General features: G+C 72.3%; 22 protein-coding genes. 15 read left to right on the forward strand and 7 right to left on the reverse strand.

The annotated features are described in order from the left end of the window. The first annotated feature begins 18 nt into the window (after window positions 1-18). On the forward strand, window positions 19-1,050 hold the full coding sequence (locus K4S16_RS28170) for a DUF4192 domain-containing protein (RefSeq protein ID WP_149262079.1): 1,032 nt from the start codon (window positions 19-21) through the stop codon (window positions 1,048-1,050). Window positions 1,051-1,132: 82 nt separating this feature from the next. Here the strand turns inward: K4S16_RS28170 and K4S16_RS28175 are convergent, their stop codons facing one another. Further along, entirely contained in the window at window positions 1,133-1,489 is a 357-nt protein-coding gene (locus tag K4S16_RS28175; RefSeq protein WP_149262080.1) for a helix-turn-helix transcriptional regulator, read from the reverse strand. 78 nt (window positions 1,490-1,567) lie between these two features. On the opposite strand from K4S16_RS28175, the gene K4S16_RS28180 reads away from it, so the two are divergent. The 5 genes from K4S16_RS28180 to K4S16_RS28200 all read left to right on the forward strand — a co-directional run bounded on the left by K4S16_RS28180 (window position 1,568) and on the right by K4S16_RS28200 (window position 6,569). Next, the gene (locus K4S16_RS28180; RefSeq protein ID WP_149262081.1) at window positions 1,568-3,223 is read left to right on the forward strand and encodes an FAD-dependent oxidoreductase; all 1,656 of its coding nucleotides are present in this window, start codon (window positions 1,568-1,570) and stop codon (window positions 3,221-3,223) included. Window positions 3,224-3,357: 134 nt separating this feature from the next. After that, window positions 3,358-4,728, forward strand: a complete 1,371-nt coding sequence (locus K4S16_RS28185; protein WP_235037121.1) for an MFS transporter — start codon at window positions 3,358-3,360, stop codon at window positions 4,726-4,728. Beyond that, window positions 4,718-5,026: a helix-turn-helix transcriptional regulator gene (locus K4S16_RS28190; RefSeq protein ID WP_235037122.1), complete on the forward strand. Its 309-nt coding sequence runs from the start codon at window positions 4,718-4,720 to the stop codon at window positions 5,024-5,026. Before K4S16_RS28185 ends, K4S16_RS28190 begins: the two co-directional genes overlap by 11 nt. Further along, the gene (arsB, locus tag K4S16_RS28195; protein ID WP_375708349.1) at window positions 5,023-6,168 is read left to right on the forward strand and encodes an ACR3 family arsenite efflux transporter; all 1,146 of its coding nucleotides are present in this window, start codon (window positions 5,023-5,025) and stop codon (window positions 6,166-6,168) included. The genes K4S16_RS28190 and arsB overlap by 4 nt, the downstream gene beginning before the upstream one ends. Further along, entirely contained in the window at window positions 6,168-6,569 is a 402-nt protein-coding gene (locus K4S16_RS28200) for an arsenate reductase ArsC (RefSeq protein WP_149262083.1), read from the forward strand. Before arsB ends, K4S16_RS28200 begins: the two co-directional genes overlap by 1 nt. Before the next feature lie 27 nt (window positions 6,570-6,596). On the opposite strand, the gene K4S16_RS28205 is transcribed toward K4S16_RS28200, so the two are convergent. Then, complete coding sequence (locus K4S16_RS28205; protein WP_149262084.1) at window positions 6,597-6,968, reverse strand: hypothetical protein; 372 nt, start codon at window positions 6,966-6,968, stop codon at window positions 6,597-6,599. 173 nt (window positions 6,969-7,141) lie between these two features. Between K4S16_RS28205 and K4S16_RS28210 the strand changes: the two genes are divergently transcribed. The 4 genes from K4S16_RS28210 to K4S16_RS28225 all read left to right on the forward strand — a co-directional run bounded on the left by K4S16_RS28210 (window position 7,142) and on the right by K4S16_RS28225 (window position 11,452). Further along, entirely contained in the window at window positions 7,142-7,951 is an 810-nt protein-coding gene (locus tag K4S16_RS28210) for a polysaccharide deacetylase family protein (RefSeq protein ID WP_149262085.1), read from the forward strand. 36 nt (window positions 7,952-7,987) lie between these two features. After that, window positions 7,988-8,506 (forward strand): DUF1707 and DUF4870 domain-containing protein, encoded by a 519-nt coding sequence (locus tag K4S16_RS28215; RefSeq protein WP_149262086.1) that lies wholly within the window; start codon window positions 7,988-7,990, stop codon window positions 8,504-8,506. A 228-nt stretch (window positions 8,507-8,734) separates the two neighbouring features. After that, window positions 8,735-10,102, forward strand: a complete 1,368-nt coding sequence (locus tag K4S16_RS28220; protein WP_149262087.1) for an FAD-binding oxidoreductase — start codon at window positions 8,735-8,737, stop codon at window positions 10,100-10,102. Window positions 10,103-10,186: 84 nt separating this feature from the next. Beyond that, the gene (locus K4S16_RS28225) at window positions 10,187-11,452 is read left to right on the forward strand and encodes a cyclopropane-fatty-acyl-phospholipid synthase family protein (RefSeq protein ID WP_149262088.1); all 1,266 of its coding nucleotides are present in this window, start codon (window positions 10,187-10,189) and stop codon (window positions 11,450-11,452) included. Window positions 11,453-11,528: 76 nt separating this feature from the next. Here K4S16_RS28225 and K4S16_RS28230 read toward each other — a convergent pair whose 3' ends face one another. Further along, complete coding sequence (locus K4S16_RS28230) at window positions 11,529-12,023, reverse strand: cupin domain-containing protein (RefSeq protein WP_149262089.1); 495 nt, start codon at window positions 12,021-12,023, stop codon at window positions 11,529-11,531. A 30-nt stretch (window positions 12,024-12,053) separates the two neighbouring features. Beyond that, window positions 12,054-12,425: a DUF4267 domain-containing protein gene (locus K4S16_RS28235; RefSeq protein ID WP_149262090.1), complete on the reverse strand. Its 372-nt coding sequence runs from the start codon at window positions 12,423-12,425 to the stop codon at window positions 12,054-12,056. 89 nt (window positions 12,426-12,514) lie between these two features. Between K4S16_RS28235 and K4S16_RS28240 the strand changes: the two genes are divergently transcribed. After that, a complete protein-coding gene (locus tag K4S16_RS28240) occupies window positions 12,515-13,087 on the forward strand; it encodes a TetR/AcrR family transcriptional regulator (RefSeq protein WP_149262091.1) in 573 nt (190 codons plus the stop codon). A gap of 31 nt (window positions 13,088-13,118) precedes the next feature. On the opposite strand, the gene K4S16_RS28245 is transcribed toward K4S16_RS28240, so the two are convergent. Next, on the reverse strand, window positions 13,119-14,606 hold the full coding sequence (locus tag K4S16_RS28245) for a tetratricopeptide repeat protein (RefSeq protein ID WP_160161062.1): 1,488 nt from the start codon (window positions 14,604-14,606) through the stop codon (window positions 13,119-13,121). 181 nt (window positions 14,607-14,787) lie between these two features. On the opposite strand from K4S16_RS28245, the gene K4S16_RS28250 reads away from it, so the two are divergent. Beyond that, window positions 14,788-16,344 (forward strand): GMC family oxidoreductase, encoded by a 1,557-nt coding sequence (locus tag K4S16_RS28250; RefSeq protein WP_149262093.1) that lies wholly within the window; start codon window positions 14,788-14,790, stop codon window positions 16,342-16,344. Here the strand turns inward: K4S16_RS28250 and K4S16_RS28255 are convergent. Beyond that, on the reverse strand, window positions 16,325-17,206 hold the full coding sequence (locus K4S16_RS28255) for an alpha/beta fold hydrolase (RefSeq protein ID WP_149262094.1): 882 nt from the start codon (window positions 17,204-17,206) through the stop codon (window positions 16,325-16,327). The two genes, K4S16_RS28250 and K4S16_RS28255, sit on opposite strands and share 20 nt — an antisense overlap. Before the next feature lie 162 nt (window positions 17,207-17,368). Here K4S16_RS28255 and K4S16_RS28260 point away from each other — a divergent pair, with 162 nt between their 5' ends. Further along, window positions 17,369-18,760 carry an aspartate aminotransferase family protein gene (locus K4S16_RS28260; RefSeq protein ID WP_149262095.1) on the forward strand — a complete coding sequence of 464 codons (1,392 nt, stop codon included), beginning with the start codon at window positions 17,369-17,371 and terminating at the stop codon, window positions 18,758-18,760. A gap of 146 nt (window positions 18,761-18,906) precedes the next feature. Further along, window positions 18,907-20,154: a cytochrome P450 gene (locus K4S16_RS28265; protein WP_149262096.1), complete on the forward strand. Its 1,248-nt coding sequence runs from the start codon at window positions 18,907-18,909 to the stop codon at window positions 20,152-20,154. Between the two features lie 7 nt (window positions 20,155-20,161). Here K4S16_RS28265 and K4S16_RS28270 read toward each other — a convergent pair whose 3' ends face one another. Then, the gene (locus K4S16_RS28270) at window positions 20,162-20,893 is read right to left on the reverse strand and encodes an SDR family oxidoreductase (protein WP_149262097.1); all 732 of its coding nucleotides are present in this window, start codon (window positions 20,891-20,893) and stop codon (window positions 20,162-20,164) included. Between the two features lie 114 nt (window positions 20,894-21,007). On the opposite strand from K4S16_RS28270, the gene K4S16_RS28275 reads away from it, so the two are divergent. Then, entirely contained in the window at window positions 21,008-21,850 is an 843-nt protein-coding gene (locus tag K4S16_RS28275; RefSeq protein WP_149262098.1) for a helix-turn-helix transcriptional regulator, read from the forward strand. Window positions 21,851-21,857: the final 7 nt, after the last annotated feature.

Genomic DNA, 21,857 nt, shown 5'->3' on the forward strand with positions numbered 1-21,857 from the left:
CGCTGAGACGCTCGGCACATGACATCCCTGGTGATCCGCAGCGCCCAGGACGCCATCGCGGCCGTCCCCTACCTGCTGGGCTTCCACCCGTCCCGCAGCCTCGTCGTGATCGGCTTCGAGGGGCGGTCCCGAGGCACATGCGCCATCCGGCTCGACTTACCGGCCCCCGGCCCCGCCGGCCGATTCGCCACCGACCGTGTCGCCACCGACCGTGTCGCCACCGACCGCGCGGCAGCCGACCGCGTGGCCGCCGTCCTGGCCGGCAACGGCTTCGGCCGCTCGCTCCTCCTCGGCTACGGCCCCGACGAAGAGGTGAGGCAGGCCGCGGGGCCGATCCGCGCGGCCCTGTCGTCCGCGGGCGTCCCCGTCGCCGAGGCCATCCGCGTCGCGGAGGGCCGCTGGTGGTCGCTCACCTGCGTCGACGTCTGCTGCCCGCCCGAAGGCACCCCGTACGACATCTCCGCCACCACCGTCGCCGCCCAGGCCACCTTCGCGGGCCACGTGGCGCTGGCCGACCGCGCCGAACTCGTCTCCTCCGTCCAGCCGCTCGACGGCCCCGCCCGCGCCGCCATGGCCCGCGCCACCGAACGCGCCGAGAAGCGCTACCTCGCCCACCCGTCCACGCCCGCGGAAGACGACCTCGCCTTCGTCCTCGCCCTGCTCGCCCGCGCCCGTACCGGCACCCGCCCGACCGACGACGAGGTCGCCTGGCTCGGCCTCCTCCTCACCGACCTGCGCCTGCGCGACGAGACCTGGGCCCGCCTCGACGAAGACGCCCCGGCCGCCGACATCGCCTTCTGGCGCGACATCGTCCGCCGCGTCGACCCCGCCTACGCCCCGGCACCCGCGTCCCTGCTGGCCTTCACCGCCTACTCCGCCGGCGACGGCGGCCTGGCCAACGTCGCCCTCCAACGCGCCCTCGACAGCGACCCCGCCTACTCCATGGCCGTCATCCTCCGCGAAGTGGTCAACGCAGGCATCCCACCCTCCCGTCTCCGCATGCACACACCCCCCGACCCTCCATCCGCCCACCACCGAAAAGCCTGCTAGCCGCGCCGGGCGCGCCGGTGTCGGCGTGCGGCGTGGTCGCTCGGCTGTGTTAGCGGGGGCGTGAGGGCGACGGGGGCGGCGGTCAGGTGGTGGGGGTGGCGAACAGGCCTGACAGGCGGGTTAGGCGGTCGGGGACTGCGCGGTAGTAGACCCAGGTGCCGCGGCGTTCGCCGTCTATCAGGCCGGCCTTGCGGAGCACCTTCAGGTGGTGGGAGATGGTCGGCGCGGTCAGGTCGAAGGAGCCGGTCAGATCGCACACGCATGCCTCGCCGCCGCCCGCCGAGGCGATCATGTTGAGCAGTCGCAGCCGGACGGGGTCCGACAACGCCTTGAACACTGCGGCCAACTCGGCGGCCTCGTCCTCGCCCAGGGACGACTCGCTCAGCGGGGCGCAGCACGCCGGGGCGGTGACGTCCTCCAGCTCCAACAACTTGGACATGCATCTAATTTGACATCCATCTATGCAGGGACGCAAACTGGCTCTGATTTGAAGAACGTCGAAACAGCGAGGTGGGGTATGGGTGAGAACGCGGCCGAGGCCGCTGGGGCGGCGGCTCAGGGGAGTTGCTGCGGCGTCAGCCGGTGTTGCACCGACGCCGAGCAGTCCGTGGACCCGGCGCTCACCGTGACCGAGGCGAAGACCGACGCCGGGTGCGGCTGCCTGGACGACCCCCAGGGCGCCGACCGGCTGCCGGTGGTGGTCATCGGTGCGGGGCCGGTCGGGCTGGCGGCCGCCGCCCACCTGGCCGAGCGCGGGCTCGACTTCGTCGTCCTGGAGGCCGGTGACGGCGTCGGCTCGGCGGTGTCCGAGTGGGGGCACGTCCGGCTGTTCTCGCCCTGGCGCTACGACACCGACGCCGCCGCCCGCCGGCTGCTGGAGCCCACCGGGTGGACCCTGCCCGATCCGGACGCCCTGCCGACCGGCGCCGACCTCGTCCGCGACTACCTGGTCCCGCTGGCCGGAGTGCCCGAACTCGCCGGGCGGATCCGCACCGGTACCCGAGTGGTCGCGGTCGCCCGGAGCGGCGTGGACGTCACCCGCACCATCGGCCGAGAGGAGCGTCCGCTGCTGGTTCGGACCGCCGGCCCGGACGGCACCGTCACCGATCTGCATGCCCGCGCCGTCATCGACGCCTCGGGCACCTGGGGGCACGGCAACCCGCTCGGCCACTCCGGGCTGCCCGCCCCAGGTGAGGACCGGGCCGCCCCCTACCTGGCCGGGCCGCTGCCCGACGTGCTGGGCCGCGACCGCGACCGCTTCGCCGGACGCCGCGCGCTGGTCGTCGGCATGGGCCACTCGGCCGCCAACACCCTGCTCGCCCTCGCCGAACTCGCCAAGGCCGCACCCGGCACCCGCATCACCTGGGCGGTGCGCGGCTCCTCGGTCGCTCGCCTCTACGGCGGCGGCGACGCCGACGGCCTGCCCGCGCGCGGTGCGCTGGGCACTCGCCTCAAGGCAGCCGTCGAGGCCGGGGAGATCGAGCTGGTGAGGACCTTCACCATCACGGGCTTCGAGGTCCCCGACGCCGCCGCCGGGCCCGTCCGGGTCGTCGGCGCCACGCCGGACGGCGAGCGCGTCATCGAGGCCGACACCGTGGTCGCGGCCACCGGCTTCCGGCCCGACCTCGACATGCTGCGGGAGGTGCGCGTCGAGCTCGATCCCGCCACCGAGGCGCCGGTCCGGCTCGCCCCGATGATCGACCCGAACTTCCACTCCTGCGGCACCGTGCCGCCGCACGGCGAACGCGACCTCGCCCACCCCGAGCCCGGCTTCTACCTGGTCGGCATGAAGAGCTACGGCCGGGCCCCGACCTTCCTGATGGCCACCGGATACGAGCAGGTCCGCTCCGTCGTCGCCGCACTGGCCGGAGACCGCGCCGCCGCCGACGCCGTCGAACTCGACCTGCCGGAGACCGGCGTCTGCTCCACCACCCTGGTCACCGAGGACCAGCTCCCGGGCGCCGCCGACGGCGGCTGCGGCAGTTCCTGCGGCACCGAACCCGCGCAGGCCGCGGTTCCGGTCGCGTCCGCCGACACCGGAGGCGGCTCCTGCTGCGGCGGGTCGCAGCCCCAGCCGGTCACCATCGGCGCTCCGGCCGGTCTCGGCTTCGCGACCGGACGCGCCCACGGCCACTCCGGCGACGCCGAGCGAGCCGACGACCGAGTGCGATGATGGTCGCGATGACGCCGCCCGCGGATCTGACCCCGCCGTCCGGCCGACGCCGCGGCCGTTCGCTTCGGGGCCCTCGGTCCGCCTGGCGTCACCACGAGCCGAACGGGTGATCGCGACCTCATAGGAGCATCCCGGTGACCTCCGAGCGCGCGGGGCCGGGGCCGGACGAGAACACCGGCCGCGGCGTCCTCGCGGATCCGATGCCCGGGGGCGCGGTCTCCCGCGTTCCCCTGCTGGCGCTCTGCGTCACCGAGATCACCAGTTGGGGAGTGCTCTACTACGCCTTCCCCGTCCTGGCCCCGGCCATCACCCGCGACACCGGCTGGTCCACCGGGTCGATCACCGCCGCGTTCTCCGCAGGGCTGGTCGTCGCCGCGATCGGCGGTGTCCCCCTCGGGCGCGTCCTCGACCGCCATGGACCCCGGATCCCGATGACCGCCGGCTCGGCCGCCGCGGTCCTGGGCGTTCTCGGCCTGGCCGCCGCTCCCGGCCTGGCGTGGTTCGTCGCAGCGTGGTTGCTGGCCGGGGCCGCGATGGCCGCCGTGCTCTACCCGCCGGCATTCGCCGCCCTCACCCGCTACTACGCGCCCCGGCACGTCCGGGCCCTCACGACCCTCACCCTGGTCGCCGGTCTCGCCAGCACCGTGTTCGCCCCGCTCACCAGCGCCCTGGCGGCGCACATGTCGTGGCGGGCCGTGTACCTGGTGCTCGCGGCCTTGCTCGCCGCCACCGTCCCGCTGCACCACTTCGCGCTGCGCCGTCCCTGGCCCCCCGCCGCCGGACGGCGTCCGGCCGACAACGCAGCCCGCGACAACGCAGCCCGCGACAACGCGGCCCGCGACGGCACGGCCCGCGACGGCACGGCCCGCGACGCCGCGCCCGGACGGCGGAAGGCGGTGGTGCGGGGTTCCCCGTTCCTGCTGCTGACCACGGCCCTCACCCTCTGGTCGTTCTCCATGTACGCCGTGGTCACCAACCTCATCCCGCTGCTCACCTCTCGTGGCGCCTCCAGCGCCGTCGCCGCCTGGGCCCTCGGTCTCGGCGGCGTCGGCCAGGTCGCCGGACGCCTCGGCTACGGCGCACTGACCCGCCGTACCGGTGTCCGCTCCCGCACCGTCTGCATCCTGGCGGGTTCGGCCGTCACCATCGCCATGCTCGCGGCGCTCCCGGGCCCCGTCCCGCTGCTCGTCGCCGTCGCCGTCCTGGTCGGGACGATGCGCGGCATCGCCACCCTGCTCCAGGCGACCGCCGTGTCCGACCGCTGGGGCACCGCCGCCTACGGCTCGCTCTCCGGCATCCTCGCCGCACCCGTCACGATCGCCGGAGCGATCGCGCCCGCCGCGGGCGCCGGGCTCGCCGCCGCTCTCGGCGGCTACCCGGCGATGTTCGCCGCTCTCGCCGCGATCGCCGCGCTGGCCGCCGCGGTCGCCTCGGGCAGCGTCCCCCGGCACGCCGCCGCCCCGGGATCGCCTGCTAACGTATCAGTCTGTGATGATGTCAGTTGAAACTGATGTACTGCGCCTGCTCGCCGACCCCCTGCGGGCCCGGATCGTCTCGCTGCTCGCGAGCGAGTCGCTGTGCACGTGCCATCTCGTCGAGGAGACGGGGGCCAGGCAGACCAACATCTCCAACCATCTGCGCGCGCTGCGCGAGGCGGGGCTGGTCGACACCGAGCCGTGCGGGCGCTTCACCTACTACCGGCTGCGCCCCGAGGTGCTGGACGATCTGGCCGCCCAGCTGACGGGTCTCGCCGAGGCCGCGCGCCAGGTCGACCTCCACGGGCGAAAGCGGCCTTGCACGTGACCGCGACCGAACCGGCGCGGCCCGGTGCCGGCCCCGGCGGGCCCGAAGGCGGCGCGGGGCTGTCGACCCTGGACCGCCTCCTGCCTCTGTGGATCATCATCGCGATGGGGCTCGGGCTCGGTCTCGGACGCGCCCTCCCCGGCCTGGACGACGCGCTGAGCAAGGTGGAGGCGGGCGGGATCTCGCTGCCGATCGCGCTCGGCCTGCTGGTCATGATGTATCCGGTGCTGGCCAAGGTCCGCTACGACCGGCTCGACGCCGTCACCCGCGACCGCCGGCTGATGGCCTCCTCGCTCGTCCTCAACTGGCTGGTCGGGCCCGCGGTGATGTTCGCCCTGGCATGGAGCCTCCTGCCCGACCTGCCCGAGTACCGGACGGGCCTGATCATCGTCGGGCTGGCCCGCTGCATCGCCATGGTCGTCATCTGGAACGACCTGGCGTGCGGCGACCGCGAGGCCGCCGCCGTCCTGGTCGCGCTGAACTCGCTCTTCCAGGTGGTGGCCTTCGGCGCGCTCGGCTGGTTCTACCTGCGGGTCCTGCCGGGCCGGCTCGGCCTGGAGACCGACGACGCGCACTTCTCCACCGGCGCGATCGTGGTGAACGTCCTCGTGTTCCTCGGCGTTCCGCTCCTGGCCGGATACCTCACCCGTCGCCTCGGGGAGAAGACCCGCGGGCGCGACTGGTACGAGGAGCGGTTCCTGCCCCGCATCGGACCGGTCGCGCTCTACGGGCTGCTGTTCACGATCGTGATCCTGTTCGCCCTGCAGGGGAAGGCGATCACTTCAAGGCCGGCCGACGTCGCCCGCATCGCCGTGCCGCTGCTGGCTTATTTCGCGCTCATGTGGGGCGGGGCCTTCGCGTTGGGCCGCGCTGTCCGGCTGCCCTACTCCCGCACCGCGACGCTGGCCTTCACCGCGGCCGGGAACAACTTCGAACTGGCCATCGCCGTGGCCGTCGGCACGTTCGGGGTCACTTCCGGCCAGGCGCTGTCCGGTGTCGTCGGTCCGCTGATCGAGGTGCCCGTACTGGTCGCCCTCGTCCACGTCTCGCTCGGGCTCCGCCGCCGGTTCCCCGCCCGGCCGCGCGGGGCCGGGACCGCCGAGACCCTCCTGCCCACGACTTCCGATCCGCGAGGTGCCTGATGTCCGAGAAGCCCAGTGTGCTGTTCGTCTGCGTCCACAACGCCGGACGGTCCCAGATGGCCGCCGCCTACCTCACCCATCTCGCCGGCGACCGGGTCGAGGTCCGGTCCGCCGGCTCCGAGCCCGCCGACCGGGTCAACCCCGCCGTCGTCCAGGCCATGGCAGAAGAGGGCATCGACATCGCGGCCGAGATCCCCAAGGTCCTGACAGCCGACGCCGTCCAGGCCTCCGACGTCGTCATCACCATGGGCTGCGGGGACACCTGCCCGGTCTTTCCCGGCAAGCGCTACCTCGACTGGCGGCTCGACGACCCCGCCGGGCAGGGTGTCGACGCCGTGCGTCCCATCCGCGACGAGATCCGCGCCCGCGTGGAGGCGCTCGCCGCTGAACTCACGGCTTAGAGCCTCTCTCGGACCACGGGGCGGGGGTCAGGAGGAGACGGCCTGGCCGGGGGTGCCGGGGTCGATGCGGCGGTCGCGGTTGCGGTCGTTCCAGGCGCGCATGCGGGGCGGGTAGCCGACGATCTGGACGTCGTAGACGGGCAGGCCGAGGTCGCGGGCGACCCTGCCGATGACCTTGGGGGAGCCGACGCGGCGGCGCGTCCACTCGCCGTCGTGGGCGACGGCGACGGCCGTGGTGTCGGTGGCGTAGGTCTCCGGCTCGACGAAGAACTCGACGCCGCGGCGGTCGCGGGCGAAGGCGATCAGCGCCTCGATGTCGGAGTCCGTCGCCTCCCTGTCGAGCTTCGTCACCGTGGACCCGCGGTGCCTGCGGATCCCGAACCGGTCCCGGAACCTCATCCCTCACCCCGTCGTCTGGTCCCGCCCGGAACGGCTCCGGGGCGGGGTTGCGGTGTACGACGATAACGAGATCGGCGGCGCGCGGGTTCCCGACACAGCGGCGGCGAGCCCGGCCGGGCGGGGACCCGAGCCCTAGACTGGCGCCTTCGGGGGATCATCACGCGGGGGTGTCGATGAGCAGGCCGAACCTTGTTCGGCGGGTGGCCGCGGCCGTGCTCGCGGTCTCGGTGTGCGGCGTCCTGAGCACGCTCACCCCCGCCCGGGGCCAGGTGAGGCCCGTCGCGCGGACCGAGCCCCCCGCGGCGAGGCCCCGGACGAAGCCGGCGGCGCCGCCCGAGCCGCCGCCGCCCGACTGCGCCCGGCTCAAGTGCCTGGCGCTGACGTTCGACGACGGGCCCGCGGCGAGCACCGCGGAACTGCTGGACATCCTCGCCGCCCGCAAGGTCAGGGCCACGTTCTTCATCGTGGGGGAGAACGCCGCGAGGCATCCGGAACTGGTGCGGCGCGAGCATGAGGCCGGGCATGAGATCGCCGACCACAGCTACACGCACGCCGACCTCGGGAGGGCCTCCCAGAAGAAGGTCATGGCGGAGCTGACGAAGACGCAGGACGCGATCCGGCGGGCGTCGGGGGTCGTGCCAGTGCTGCTCAGGCCGCCGTACGGGTCGACGTCCAAGCGGCTGAAGGAGATCACGCGGCGGCTGGGGCTGGCGCAGGTGCTGTGGACGGTCGATCCCCTCGACTGGGAGCACCGCGACACCGCCTACGTCGAGAGGCGGGTGCTGAAGGCGGCGAGGCCCGGCTACATCGTCCTCATGCACGACATCCACCCGACGAGCGTGCGGGCCGTTCCGAAGATCATCGACCGGCTGGCCGCCGAGGGGTACGTGTTCGTCACGGTGTCGGAGCTGTTCGGCGGGCGCCTGATCCCAGGGGAGGAGTACGTCCGGCGCAATTCAGGGGATCCTCAGGGTCTTCCCTGATAGCCCGGAGGCGGGGCCGCGCGGAGCATTGGTCGTATGGACAGCAGCTACGCGGTGGGGGATCTGCGGGTCTCGGACGCCGAGCGGGAACCGGTCATCCAGCGGCTTCAGGACGCCTACGCCGAAGGGCGCCTCGACGAGGACGAGTTCGACCTGCGCGTGCAACTGGCGATGACGGGCAAGACGCGCAAGGACCTCGGCGCGGTCCTCCACGACCTGGTGCCCGCCCCCGCGCGGCCCGTCGTGCCGGAGGGCGCGGCGGTGACGGGCGAGGACCGGATGCTGGCCGCCGCCGCGCACGCCGTCGCCGTCCCGACGCTGTTCGTCGGCCCGCTCCTGCTGATGCTGCTGAGCGGCAAGCGGTCGCCCTACGTCCGGCTGCAGGCGGCGGAGGCCGTGAACTTCCAGGTCACGCTGCTGCTCCTCACGATCGTCACGTTCGGCGTCGGCGGGGTCGCGTACGCGGTGGCGTGGGTGCTGTCGGCGATCGCGGCCGTCTTCGCGCTGACCGGCCAGACGTTCCGCTACCCGTGGATCCTGCGCCTGGTGAAGTGAACGGGGGCGCGCGGAACCGCCGCTGAACGCGCCTCGGGTTTGTCGGAGTACGCCTCCGGGGAGAGTTGACGTGGCCGCCGTGACGGCGGCCGGCAGCCTCCAGGAGATGAAACGACGCCTATGTGTACGCCCGTGGTTTTATTCCCCTCTCTACCTGTGACTCCCGCGACGTCCGGGTTATGTGGACCATGCATGGGATGATCGATTAACTATGCGAGGGAGGGGTAGATGACGGAGCTTGCGATCAAGGGCGATCACCAGCGGGCGGTGGAGGCGCTCAGGAGGTCCTACCGGGCCATACCGGCGGGCACGCCGGTGCGGCTGGCGAAGCGGACCTCGAACCTGTTCCGGTGGCGCGACCCCTCGTCGGCGCCCGGCCTGGACGTCTCCGGATTCGACAAGGTGCTGAGCGTCGACCCGGACGAGCGGACCGCGCAGGTCCAGGGCATGACGACCTACGAGGACCTGGTCGACGCGACGCTGCCGCACGGCCTGATGCCGACGGTCGTCCCGCAGCTGAAGACGATCACGCTGGGCGGCGCGGTGACCGGGCTCGGCATCGAGTCGACCTCGTTCCGCGACGGGCTGCCGCACGAGGGCGTCCTGGAGCTGGAGGTCCTCACCGGCGACGGGCAGATCGTCACGGCCACGCGCGACAACGAGCACAAGGACCTGTTCTACGGCTTCCCGAACTCCTACGGGACGCTCGGCTACAGCCTCCGGTTGAAGATCGAGCTGCGGCCCGTTCGGCCGTACGTCCGGCTGCGGCACCTGCGGTTCACCGACGCGGCGGAGCTCGCCCGCGTGATGGGGGAGATCACCGAGTCGGGGACGTTCGAGGACGAGACCGTCGACTTCATGGACGGGACGGTCTTCAGCGCCGACGAGCAGTACATCACGCTCGGCTTCTTCGCCGACTCGGCGCCCTACACCTCCGACTACACCGGCCAGCAGATCTACTACAGGTCGATCCAGCAGCGGTCGGTCGACTTCCTGACGATCCGCGACTACATCTGGCGCTGGGACACCGACTGGTTCTGGTGCTCGGGCGCGTTCGGCGTGCAGAACCCGGCCGTCCGGAGGCTGTGGCCCGACAAGTACAAGCGCTCCGACGTGTACCGCAAGCTCGTCGCCTACGACCGCCGGTACCACATCGTCGCGCGCGCGGAGCGGTGGCGCGGGCTGCGGCCGCGCGAGGACGTCATCCAGGACATCGAGGTGCCGGTCGAGAAACTGCCGGAGTTCCTGGAGTTCTTCCACGACAAGGTGGGCATGAGCCCGATCTGGCTCTGCCCGCTGCGCGCCAAGGAGCGGTGGCCGCTGTACCCGCTGGACGTGGGCCGCCCCTACGTGAACGCCGGTTTCTGGGGGACGGTGCGGATCCCGCCGGGCCAGATCCCCGAGTACCACAACCGCCTCATCGAACGGAAGGTGGCCGCCCTCGACGGCCACAAGTCCCTCTACTCGACCGCCTTCTACGGCCGGGACGAGTTCTGGCGGTACTACGACGGGGAGACCTACCGGCGGCTCAAGGGGTCCTACGACCCCGACGGGAGGTTGCTGGACCTCTATGACAAGTGCGTGCGCGGACGCTGACCAGGCGCCCGCTTCGGGGGAGCCCCGCGCGGAGGCGGCCGACCGCCGCCGTCCGGGCCGGGGCGGAGAGACAGGAGGAGCAAGATGACGCTGGCCAGGGTCTTCGAGCAGCTCGCCGGGGCTGAGGCGCCAGTGGAGTTCACGGCCTACGACGGTTCCCGTGCCGGGGTGCCCGGCGCCGACATCCGGTTCGACGTCCGCTCGCCGTACGCGGTCTCGTACCTGCTGCACTCGCCGGGCGCGCTGGGCCTCGCCCGCGCCTACGTCACCGGCATGATCGACGTGAACGGCGACATGATCACGGCGCTGACCACGATGCAGCAGGTGCTCGCCGACGTGTCGCCGCGCGACAAGGCGAAGATCGCCGGTTCGGTGATGCGCGATCCGCTGCTGCGGGCCGCGGCGTCGCGGCGGCTGGACCCGCCGCCGCAGGAGGCGCCGTTCAGCCGCATCCCCTCGTGGCTGCGGCACTCCAAGAGGCGGGACGCGCGGGCCATCTCCCACCACTACGACGTGTCCAACACCTTCTACGAATGGGTGCTCGGCCCCTCCATGGCCTACACCTGCGCGTGCTATCCGCATGAGGGCGCGACGCTGGAGGAGGCCCAGTTCAACAAGCACGACCTGGTGGCCAAGAAGATCGGGCTGAAGCCGGGGATGCGGCTGCTGGACGTGGGCTGCGGCTGGGGCGGCATGGTGATGCACGCCGCGAAGGAGTACGGGGTCAAGGCGCTCGGCGTCACGCTGTCCAAGCAGCAGGCCGAGTGGGCGCAGAAGGCCATCGCCGACCGGGGCCTGTCCGACCTCGCGGAGGTCCGGCACATGGACTACCGCGACGTGACCGAGACCGGCTTCGACGCGATCAGCTCCATCGGCCTCACCGAGCACATCGGGAAGAAGAACCTGCCGGCCTACTTCTCCTTCCTCCACGGGAAGCTGAAGAAGGGCGGGCGGATGCTGAACCACACCATCACGCGCCCCGACAACACGCTGCCGTCCCGCAAGGAGAACGGGTTCATCAACCGGTACGTGTTCCCGGACGGAGAGCTGGAGGGCCCGGGCTACGTCCAGTGCCAGATGAACGACGCCGGGTTCGAGATCCGCCACCAGGAGAACCTGCGCGAGCACTACGCGCGCACGCTCACCGGCTGGTGCGAGAACCTCGACGCCCACTGGGACGAGGCCGTCGCCGAGGTCGGCGAGGGCACGGCCCGCGTGTGGCGCGTCTACATGGCCGGCTGCGTGCTCGGCTTCAACCAGAACTGGATCCAGCTGCACCAGACGCTCGGCGTGAAGCTGGAGGACGACGGCACGAGCCACATGCCGCTGCGCCCCGACTGGGGGTCGTGACGGCGCGCAGGCCTACGCCGCCGACGGGCCGACCGGACGCTTCCGGTCGGCCCGTCGGCGTTTCGGGGCCCGGCGGTCAGCCGCGCGCCTTCTCCCAGGCCTCGCTGCTGAGGAAGTAGGTGTCGTAGAGCTCCTGGACGTCCAGCAGGCTCTCGGGCGGGACCTTCCCGTGGACGATGCGCTCCAGGTGGCGGAAGTACTCGAACCGCTCGACGCCCGGGGTGATGACGATGAGGATGTCGGCGTCGTGCCCGGGGGCGGCGGCGAAGGCGTGCGGCAGGCCGGGCGGCACGATGACGAGGTCGCCGCGTTCGGCGGTGACCACCTGCTCGCCCGATAGCAGTTGGGCGGCGCCGTCCAGCATGTAGAACATCTCGGCGGATCCGTCGTGGCGGTGCGGTCGGGCCCCGTTGGCGCCGCCGGCCAGGGTCACCCGGTGGGTGGACAGGGCGCCGCCGGTCGAGCTGCTGTCGGCCAGCAGGCGGGTGACGCTGGGGGAGAGGTCGACGACCTCGGCGTCGGCGGCACGGACGATCACAGATTCGTCGAAGTCCGGTGAGATCAGTGACATGCGGTGGGCTCCTTGTCCGGAACGGAACGGTCAGACGGCGAAGAGGAGGGCCGCGCTCACCAGCACGGCCGCGGCGGTGGCGAAGTGGACGCCGAAGGCGGTGGCCTTCGGGCCGCCGTAGCGCAGCACGATGAGGGTGTCGCCGAGCGGCGCGAGTGCCACGGTCAGCATGTACCAGCCCGCGGCGTGCGCGCCCGCGAAAGCGATCAAGGCGAGGCCGAGGACGCCGAAGGTCAGGTCGCGCAGCCCCTTGATCTCCAGGTAGGCGCGGTCGCCGTCCGGCTTGGCGGGGACCCCGTAGCCGGCGGCCGACGCCACGGGGGCCGTGAGGAATCGCAGGCCGATCAGGACGCAGAACAGGGCGAGCACGACGGCCAGGCCATAGGCGATGGGGGTGAGCATGGAGGTCTCCTCATTGCTAGCGCTGCTAGGAACGAGATCGACGCTAGCAGAGCATGAGCAGAATATCTAGCAGTGCTAGAGTCGCGGTCATGTCGATCCAGGGCCGCAAGGAGCGCGAGCGCGCGGAACGCGAGAAGCTGATCATCACGGCGGCGCGGGAGCTCGCCGAGAGCGAGGGGTGGGACGCGGTGACGACGCGGCGGCTCGCCGCGGAGATCGAGTACAGCCAGCCCGTCCTCTACAGCCACTTCAAGGGCAAGGGCGCCATCATGGCGGCGGTCGCGGTCGAGGGCTGCGCCGAGCTCGCGGTCGAGCTGCGGCAGGCGCGCACCGCGGCCCGCGAGCCCGCCGAGGCGCTGGCCAACGTCGCGGCGGCCTACACGGACTTCGCGGAGCGCAGGCCCGCCCTCTACGACGTGATGTTCGTCAGGTCCGTCGACCTGCCGTTCGCGACCCCCGAGGCCCCGGCGCCGCTCCAGGAGGCCTTCGGCGAGCTGCGCGAGACCGTCCGGCCGTTCGCGGGCGAGGACGACGTGGACGTCCTCACCGAGACTTTCTGGAGCGGCCTGCACGGCCTCCTCACCCTGATGCGCGACGGGCGCATGCACCGCGAGCACCACGACAAGCGCATGGCCGTCCTGCTCCGCCGCTTCTCCGCCTGACCTCGCCCGCCGCTGCCGGAGGCCGGACCGGTCAGCCGGCGGCGTGGCCCGCGCTGGCGGCCTTGATGAGGCCGTCGGGCGTGAAGGCGACCGTCACCTGGCCGCCCTGCGGGGCGATGCCCTCGACGACCTCCTCGGACTCCCTGATCCGGCACCCGTGGTGGGCGAGGAAGCCGCGGACGACGCGGCGCTGCTCGGTGGGGAAGATCTCGGCGGCGGCCATCAGGAGGCGCGTCGCCGAGAGCGGGTCGAACTCGGCCGCGGGCAGGGACGGGTCGTCGAGGTGGAAGTAGAACGAGCCCTGCCCGTCGTTCACGCGGCAGCTCCGCACGCCGTTGCCGCCGAGCAGCGCGGCGGCGGCGATGACCATGGTGGTCGCCGCCTGGTGCGGGTCGGGGAAGTCGCACAGGTCCAGGCGTCCCGCCGACAGCTCGGGGACGGCATGGCGCTCGCCGTACTCGCGGACGGCGGCCAGCGGGACGATGGCGGCCACGTCGTTCTCGTAGTTCGGATTGGCCCACGCCCACAGCCACGTGTCGCTCACGTGCGAGAAGCTGCCGAGGAACGTCACGCCGTGGAAGGTGCGTCCGCCCGAGGTGAGGGTGCGCGCGTCGAGGTCGAAGGCGATGTCGCCGTCCCCGACGGCGGCGTTGAGGACGTCCTGCCGCTGGATCGCCGCGGCCGAGCCCGCGGCGGCGAACGCCTCGAACTCCGGGCTGTAGCAGCTGAGCCCGCTCACGAACTCCGACCAGAACCGGGCACTGCGCTCGTCGCCGCGGCCGCGGTAGATGTCGCCGAGCCTGCGGGCGGCGTGCTCGACGCCGGCCTCCTGCACCGATCTGCGGAACCAGCCGATGGCGGCGTCCTCATCCCCCGCCTTCTGGAAGTGGTCGCCGAGGCAGAAGGCCGCCTTGTGGTACCCGAGATCGGCGGACTGCCGCCACGCCTGGAGCTGCCCGGCGGCATCGCCCCTGTCCTGCCGCACGAACCCCAGGTTGAACGCGGCGCCGCCGTTGCCGCGCTCGGCGGCGCGGATGTACCAGGCCTCCGCCGCCTCGAGGTCGCCCTTCCCGTCGTCGTCGTACAGCCGGCCGAGGTTGTACGCGGCCTTGTCCTCGCCGAGCTCCCAGGCCCGGCGGAAGAAGTCCATGGCCTCGGCGACGTCGCCCTTCTTCTCCAGCAGGACGCCCAGGTTCAGCGCGCCGCCGGAGAAGCCGCCCTCGGCCGCCTGCCGGTACCAGCGCTCGGCGGCCTCCAGATCGCCGTCCCGCTCCGCGCCGTAGCCGAGCTCGAAGGCGCTCTCGGGGAGCCCCGCCTCGGCGGCCCGCCGCCACCACGCCACCGCCTCGCGGTCGGCGCCGAGTTGCGCCGCGATGCCGCCGAGTTCGTGGGCGCCGCCGGGATGCCCCGCTTCGAACGCCTGCTTCAGCAGCTTCTCGGCCTCCGCGAGGTTCCCGTCGCGCCGGGCCTCCACGCCGCGCTCGTACGGTTCGACTGATCCGGCCGGGTACCCGGTCATCGCACGCCTCCTCCGAGTGATCAAAGGTCCACGGGATCGACGCCGTCCGCCCGATCCGGGTTCCATCGGCGCGCCGACTTCCGAAACCGCTCCGCGACGCATGGACGGGCGGGCCGCGCGGTGGTAAGCCCTGGGGAAAGAACCGGGCCGGTGCCGCGGCCCGTGGAGAGCGGGAGCCCTCATGGAACACGACTACGTCATCGTCGGCGCCGGGTCCGCGGGCTGCGCTCTGGCCGCGCGGCTGTCCGAGGACGCCTCCGTCACGGTCGCGCTGCTGGAGGCGGGCGGCCCGGACGACAAGGGCGAGATCCACATCCCGGCGGCGTTCCCGAAGCTCTTCAAGACCGAGTACGACTGGGACTTCAGCACCGCTCGGCAGCCCGGGCTGGACGGGCGCGAGCTGTACTGGCCGCGGGGGAGGATGCTCGGCGGGTCGTCCTCGCTGAACGCGATGATGTGGGTGCGCGGCCACTACGACGACTACGACGACTGGGACGTCCCCGGCTGGTCGTACGAGGACGTCGTCCCGTACTTCAAGCGGGTCGAGGGACGCGTCGGCAGCAACAAGGGCGACGTCTACGGGACGTCCGGTCCCGTCACGATCTCCGAGCAGCGCAGCCCGAACGAGGCGACGCGGGCGTTCCTGGAGGCGTGCGCCGCCGCCGGCCTGACCAGGCTGCCCGAGCTGAACGGCCCCTCCAACGAGGGGTTCGCGCTCACGCCGGTCAGCCAGCGGCGCGGCAGGCGGTGCAGCGCGGCCGACGCCTACCTGCGCCCGGCCCGCAAACGCCCCAACCTGACCGTCATGACCGGCGCGCAGGTGTCGAAGATCTTGATCGAGGACGGCCGCGCGACCGGCGTGGAGTACGGCGGCGGACGCGTCACGGCCCGCCGCGAGGTCGTCCTGGCCGCGGGCGCGGTCGGGTCGCCGCATCTGCTGATGCTGTCCGGCGTCGGTGACCCCGACCACCTGCGGAGCGCCGGAGTGGAGCCGGTCGTGGAGTCTCCCGAGGTCGGGCGCCACCTCCAGGACCACCTGTCGGCCGGCGTCGTCCGGCACTGCCCCAGGAAGGTCACGCTCGCCGGGGCGGAGTCGGTGCCGAACATCGCCCGCTACCTGCTCGCGCGGCGCGGACCCTTCACCTCCAACGTGGGCGAGGCGGTCGTCTTCACCAAGAGCGCCCCGTCCCTGCACGCCCCCGACCTCGAACTGATCTTCGCGCCGGCCCCGTACGTCGCGCACGGGCTCACCCCGCCGACCGAGCACGGCGTGACGGTCGGCGTCGTGCTGCTCCAGCCGGAGTCGTCCGGACGCATCACGCTCGCCTCCGCCGACCCGGCCGCGCCGCCGGTGATCGACCCCGGCTACCTGTCCGGGGAGAGCGACCTGCGCAGGCTGATGCACGGCATCCGCCACGCGGAGGAGCTGATGGCCGGAGACGCGCTGAAGCCGTACGTCGGCGACGTCATGGACCCCTACGTGGGGGCGGACGACGACGAGGCGCTGGCCGCCTACGTCCGGGGCCACTCCGAGACGCTCTACCACCCCACCGGCACGTGCCGGATGGGCACCGGCGAGGACTCCGTCGTCGACCCGGACCTGCGCGTCCGCGGCGTCGAGGGGCTCCGCGTCGCGGACGTGTCGGTCCTGCCGCAGATCACCAGGGGCCACACCAACGCCCCCGCGATCATGATCGGCGAGAAGGCGGCCGACCTGATCAGGACGCCAGCCAGCTGAGGACGTGCCCGTTCACCTCGGCGGGGCGGTCGAGCTGGAGGAAGTGGCCGGCCGCGGGGATCCGCTCCGCCCGCGAGCCCGGCGGGAGGGCCGCCAGGACGGCGTCGAGGTCGACCGCGTCCGCGCCGAGGCAGCCGTCCTCGGCGCCGTGCAGGTAGAGGACGGGGCGCTCGCCGGTGAGGGTCGTCGCCTCCTGCTCGGCCGCGTACCGCTCGACGTGCCGGGACGGGTCGAGCATCGCGCGGTAGTACCCGATCGCCGCCGCGGCGTTGGCGGGCGCGCCAAGGCACTCCATGACGCGGTCGACGTCCCCGGACCGGTCGCGGCCGTCGTCCGGCGACCAGTCGCGCCACAGCCCCTCGACGAACGCGCGGCCGAAGGCGAGCTCGGCCAGCGGCGTCTGGAAGACGAAGATGTAGAAGGAGCGCTTGAGCTGCTCGTAGTCGAAGAACGCGGTCGTCATCACCGAGAGGGGCGGGACGGACATGGCGACCGCCTTGCGCCACCGCTCCGGGGCGGCGGCGGCCGCGCCGTAGGCGGCGAAGGCGCCCCAGTCGTGGCCGACGAGCACCGCGTCGGAGCCGCCGCCGAGCGCCTCGTGCAGGGCGACGGCGTCGGCGGCGAGGGCGCCGCTCTGGTACGCGCCGTCCTCGGGGACGGACGTGGGGGCGTAGCCGCGCATGAAGGGGGCCACGGCGCGGTATCCGGCGGCGGCCAGCTCCGGCATGAGGTGCCGCCAGGTGTGCGGGGAGTCGGGGAAGCCGTGCAGCAGCAGCGCCAGGGGCCCGTCGTCGGGGCCGGCGGTGAGATAGCCGAAGTCGAGCCCGTTCGCGCTGACAGATCCGGTCGTGATGTCGCCCATGTCCGCCTCCTCGGTTCGCGGCGAACGGTACCCGCGGCTTCGCGACCGACGGTCGCCGGGGGTGTCTCTCTTCGGATATCGAGGTATCACCACGTATTTACAGCGGAATCCGTAGTCCCGTAGCATCTGCGCAACTGGATCGATCGCATCGAGGGAAACGTGATGACGGAGCCGGACGTGACCAGCCAGCAGCACGACGCGATGCAGAGGGCGGCGCGCGACCATCTGTGGATGCACTTCTCGCGGCACTCGGCGTCCCAGGGCGGCGGCGAGATCCCGGTGATCGTCCGGGGCGAGGGCGCCTACGTCTACGACTCGGCGGGCCGCCGCTACCTGGACGGGCTCTCCGGGCTGTTCACCGTGCAGGCCGGGCACGGCCGCGAGGAGCTGGCGCAGGCCGCCGCCAAGCAGGCCGCCGAACTGGCCTACTTCCCGATCTGGTCCTACGCGCACCCGAAGGCCGTCGAGCTGGCCGAGCGGCTCGCCGGCCTCGCGCCCGCCGGGCTGGACCGCGTGTTCTTCACCACCGGGGGCGGCGACGCCGTCGAGAGCGCCTGGAAGCTCGCCAAGCACTACTTCAAGCTCACCGGCAAGCCGACCAAGCACAAGGTGATCAGCCGCGCGGTCGCCTACCACGGCACCCCGCACGGCGCGCTGTCGATCACCGGCCTGCCCGGTCTGAAGGCGCCGTACGAGCCGCTGGTGCCGAGCGGCTTCCGGGTGCCCAACACCAACATCTACCGGGCCGCCGAGCACCGCGACGACCCGGAGGCCTTCGGCCGGTGGGCCGCCGACCGGATCGAGGAGGCCATCGAGTTCGAGGGCGCCGACACCGTCGCCGCCGTGTTCCTGGAGCCGGTGCAGAACGCCGGCGGCTGCTTCCCGCCGCCGCCCGGCTACTTCGAGCGCGTCCGCGAGATCTGCGACCGGCACGACGTCCTGCTGGTGTCGGACGAGGTGATCTGCGCGTTCGGACGCCTCGGCACGATGTTCGGCGCGCAGCGGTTCGGCTACACGCCCGACATCATCACCTTCGCCAAGGGCGTGACCTCCGGGTACGCGCCGCTCGGCGGGATGCTCGTCGCCGACCGCCTGTTCGAGCCGTTCAAGGGCGGGACGGAGATGTTCGCGCACGGCTACACCTTCGGCGGGCATCCGGTGGCGGCGGCGGTGTCGCTGGCCAACCTCGACCTGTTCGAGCGCGAGGATCTGAACGGGCACGTCCTGCGCAACCGGGACGCGTTCCGGGGCACGCTGGAGCGGCTGCGCGACCTGCCGATCGTCGGGGACGTCCGAGGCGACGGCTACTTCTACGGCATCGAGCTCGTGAAGGACCGCGACACCCGCGAGACCTTCGACGAGGAGGAGTCCGAGCGGCTGCTGCGCGGGTTCCTCGACAAGGCCCTCTACGAGGCGGGCCTGTACTGCCGCGCCGACGACCGCGGCGACCCGGTCGTCCAGCTCGCGCCGCCGCTGATCTGCGACCAGGGGCACTTCGACGAGATCGAGCAGATCCTGCGCTCGGTCCTCCAGGAGGCGTGGACGCGGCTGTGACCGCGTGCCGGGCCCGGGGCGGGGGCCGGGCCCGGCAGGCTAATGTGAGGCGCGTCACCCGGCCGATCAGTGTGCGCTTTCCTCTTTACTTTGAGAGGGTACGTGTAAACCGAATCGGGTTCGGACGTTGACGAGGTGGTGGGCGCGTGCTCAAAGTCGAGGACATCAACCTGACGGACTGGGAGTTCTGGCGGAAGCCGCACGACTACCGCCATGAGGCGTTCAAGGCGCTGCGGTGGCACCCCGGCCTCATCCGCTTCGAGGAGCCCGAGGTCGTCATCGTGCCCAAGGGCCCCGGGTACTACCCGCTGACCCGGCACGCCGACGTCGTGGAGGCGTCCCGCCGCCCGCAGGACTTCTGCTCCGGCAAGGGCGCCATCAGCATCCCGGACATGCCGGGCGACATGCACGAGTACTTCGGCTCGCTGATCAGCATGGACGACCCCCGGCACGCCAAGATCAGGCGGATCGTGTCCCGGGCGTTCTCGCCCCGCATGATCCAGCGGTTCGAGGACCGGGTCGAGGCGGTCGCCGGCCAGATCGTCGAGAACGTGGCGGCGGGCGGCGGCTCGGGCGACTTCGTGGCGGACGTCGCCGCCCGGCTCCCCCTGAAGATCATCTGCGACATGATGGGCATCGAGGAGGAGCACTACCAGACCGTCCTCGACGCCACCAACGTCATCCTGGCGGGCAACGACGCCGAGTTCATCCCGTCCGACGACCCCGAGCAGATGGCGATGGCGCTGATCGGCGCCGGCGAGACGCTCCGCGGCCTGGTCGAGGACCTCGGGCGGCAGCGCCGCGCGAACCCCACCGACGACCTCACCTCCGCCCTGGTGAACGCCAACCTCGACGGCGAGTCTCTGACCGACCAGGAGCTCGGCTCGTTCTTCATCCTGCTGGTCGTCGCCGGCAACGAGACCACCCGCAACGCGATCGCGCACGGCCTCGACCTGTTCACCCGCCACCCCGACCAGCGGGCCCTGCTCGTCGAGGACTTCGAGGCCCGCATGCCCGGCGCGGTCGAGGAGATCGTCCGGTACGTCTCGCCGGTGATCTGGATGCGCCGGACCGCCACCCGCGACACCATGCTGAACGAGCACGAGATCAAGGAGGGCGACAAGCTCGTCCTCTACTACTGGTCGGCCAACCGGGACGAGTCGGTCTTCACCGACCCGGAGCGGTTCGACATCCTGCGCGACAACAAGCAGCACGTCGGGTTCGGCGGGCCCGGGCCGCACTTCTGCCTCGGCGCGCACCTGGCCAGGCGCGAGATCACCGTGATGTTCCGCGAGCTGCTGCGCCGGACGCCGGAGATCCGCGCGGCCGCCGAGCCCGAGCGGCTGGAGTCCAACTTCATCAACGGGATCAAGCGCCTGCCCTACTCGATCTGAGCCCGGACTACCAGGGCAGGGGGCCGTCCTCGGCGAGGAACGCGCCCGTCGGGCCGCCGTCGCCGAGGAGGGCCACCCCGGCGATCACGGACGCCCCCTGCTCCGGGGTCCGGTGCCCGGCGTGGCCGTTGAGGTCCGTCGCGCAGTACCCGGGCGTGGCGGCGTTCACCGTGATCGAGGTGCCGGCCAGCTCCTTGGCGTAGGCGACGGTGACGGCGTTCAGCGCCGACTTGGACGCGTTGTACGGCAGCAGGTTGACGCCGTGCACCGGGCTGGACGGGTCGCTGTGCAACGTCAGCGAGCCGAGTTCGCTGGAGACGTTGACGATCCGCCCGGCGGGGGAGCGGCGCAGCAGCGGGAGCATCGCGTTGGTGACCGCGACGACGCCGAACACGTTGGTCTCGAACGCGGTCCGGACCAGGTCCGCGGCCGTGCGGCTCGGCGGGAAGCCGGTGGCGCCCGTCGTGGTGATCCCGGCGTTGTTGACCAGGATGTCGAGCCGCCCGAACTCGGCGTCGATCCACTTGGCGGCGGCTTCGACGGTGTCGGCGCCGGTGACGTCCAGCCGGACGAACCGGGCGTCGATCCCCTCCGCGGCGAGCGCGGCGGCGGCCGGCTCGCCGCGCTCGGCCGAGCGCGCCCCGAGCAGCACCGTGGCGCCGCCGCGGCCGATGACGCGGGCGGTCTCGAAGCCGATGCCCTTGTTGGCTCCGGTGATGAGTGCGATCTGTGTCGTCATGCCGTCCAGGTTTCCCGGCGGCGTCCGGGCTGAGGAGAGACCGCCCGAAGCTGGGATCGGCCGTACCACCCTCGGCCCGGCCGCCGCTCCGCCGTATCGGACATGCTGGAGGACATGGACAGACAGGAGATGGCGGCGTTCCTGCGTTCCCGGCGGGCCCGCATCCAGCCCTCGGACGTCGGGCTCCCGGGAGGGACGCGCCGCCGGACCCCCGGTCTGCGGCGGGAAGAGGTCGCGCAGCTGGCCGGGATGTCGGTGGACTACTACATCCGCCTTGAGCAGGGGCGCGGGCCCCGTCCGTCCAGGCAGATCCTCGGGGCGCTGGCGCGCGCGCTGAGGCTGACCGACGATGAGCGCGCCTATCTCTACGGCCTCGCCGGTGAGGCGCCGGAACCGCCGAGCGGCCCTTCGCAGGACGTCCCGCCAGGGATCGTGCACCTGCTCGAACGGCTGGACGACACGCCCGCCTACGTGCTGAACGCCCGGCAGGACATCATCGCCTGGAACCCGCTCGCGGCGGCCCTCATGACCGACTTCGCAGCGATGGCGCCCCATGAGCGCAACGTCGTCCGCTGGCTGTTCGGCGGCTCCGACATCGAGCGGTACGGCGCCGACGAGTACCTGACGCGGTTCGCCCGCGGACTGGTGGCCGACCTGCGGGCGGCGTTCGGCCGGTATCCGGGCGACCCCGGCATCGCCGGGCTGGTCGCCGAGGTCGCCGGCCGCAGCGCGCTGTTCGCCCGGCTCTGGGACGAGGGCGAGGTCGGGATCAGGCGGGGCAGCCGCAAGCGCATGACGCATCCCGTCGTCGGCGAGCTGGACATGCACTGCGACGTCCTCTACGTGCCGGAACGCGACCAGCGGGTCGTCCTCTACACGACCACGCCGGGCACGCCCTCGCACGAGGCGATGAGACTGCTGCGCGTCGTCGGGACCCAGGACCTCAGCGTCCGCTGAGGCCCCG

This window comes from Actinomadura sp. K4S16, assembly GCF_008327685.1.
Lineage (GTDB): Bacteria > Actinomycetota > Actinomycetes > Streptosporangiales > Streptosporangiaceae > Spirillospora.

What these genes read in the sequence shown, in the direction of transcription:
- K4S16_RS28210 (WP_149262085.1), top strand. Translation starts at nt 7,142, where the DNA reads ATGAGCAGGCCGAACCTTGTTCGGCGGGTGGCCGCGGCCGTGCTCGCG.
- K4S16_RS28175 (WP_149262080.1), bottom strand. Translation starts at nt 1,489, where the DNA reads ATGTCCAAGTTGTTGGAGCTGGAGGACGTCACCGCCCCGGCGTGCTGC.
- K4S16_RS28255 (WP_149262094.1), bottom strand. Translation starts at nt 17,206, where the DNA reads ATGGGCGACATCACGACCGGATCTGTCAGCGCGAACGGGCTCGACTTC.
- K4S16_RS28230 (WP_149262089.1), bottom strand. Translation starts at nt 12,023, where the DNA reads ATGTCACTGATCTCACCGGACTTCGACGAATCTGTGATCGTCCGTGCC.
- K4S16_RS28220 (WP_149262087.1), top strand. Translation starts at nt 8,735, where the DNA reads ATGACGGAGCTTGCGATCAAGGGCGATCACCAGCGGGCGGTGGAGGCG.
- K4S16_RS28190 (WP_235037122.1), top strand. Translation starts at nt 4,718, where the DNA reads ATGTCAGTTGAAACTGATGTACTGCGCCTGCTCGCCGACCCCCTGCGG.
- K4S16_RS28215 (WP_149262086.1), top strand. Translation starts at nt 7,988, where the DNA reads ATGGACAGCAGCTACGCGGTGGGGGATCTGCGGGTCTCGGACGCCGAG.
- K4S16_RS28170 (WP_149262079.1), top strand. Translation starts at nt 19, where the DNA reads ATGACATCCCTGGTGATCCGCAGCGCCCAGGACGCCATCGCGGCCGTC.
- K4S16_RS28225 (WP_149262088.1), top strand. Translation starts at nt 10,187, where the DNA reads ATGACGCTGGCCAGGGTCTTCGAGCAGCTCGCCGGGGCTGAGGCGCCA.
- K4S16_RS28270 (WP_149262097.1), bottom strand. Translation starts at nt 20,893, where the DNA reads ATGACGACACAGATCGCACTCATCACCGGAGCCAACAAGGGCATCGGC.
- K4S16_RS28180 (WP_149262081.1), top strand. Translation starts at nt 1,568, where the DNA reads ATGGGTGAGAACGCGGCCGAGGCCGCTGGGGCGGCGGCTCAGGGGAGT.
- K4S16_RS28205 (WP_149262084.1), bottom strand. Translation starts at nt 6,968, where the DNA reads ATGAGGTTCCGGGACCGGTTCGGGATCCGCAGGCACCGCGGGTCCACG.
- K4S16_RS28275 (WP_149262098.1), top strand. Translation starts at nt 21,008, where the DNA reads ATGGACAGACAGGAGATGGCGGCGTTCCTGCGTTCCCGGCGGGCCCGC.
- K4S16_RS28235 (WP_149262090.1), bottom strand. Translation starts at nt 12,425, where the DNA reads ATGCTCACCCCCATCGCCTATGGCCTGGCCGTCGTGCTCGCCCTGTTC.
- K4S16_RS28200 (WP_149262083.1), top strand. Translation starts at nt 6,168, where the DNA reads ATGTCCGAGAAGCCCAGTGTGCTGTTCGTCTGCGTCCACAACGCCGGA.
- K4S16_RS28250 (WP_149262093.1), top strand. Translation starts at nt 14,788, where the DNA reads ATGGAACACGACTACGTCATCGTCGGCGCCGGGTCCGCGGGCTGCGCT.
- K4S16_RS28240 (WP_149262091.1), top strand. Translation starts at nt 12,515, where the DNA reads ATGTCGATCCAGGGCCGCAAGGAGCGCGAGCGCGCGGAACGCGAGAAG.
- K4S16_RS28260 (WP_149262095.1), top strand. Translation starts at nt 17,369, where the DNA reads ATGACGGAGCCGGACGTGACCAGCCAGCAGCACGACGCGATGCAGAGG.
- K4S16_RS28245 (WP_160161062.1), bottom strand. Translation starts at nt 14,606, where the DNA reads ATGACCGGGTACCCGGCCGGATCAGTCGAACCGTACGAGCGCGGCGTG.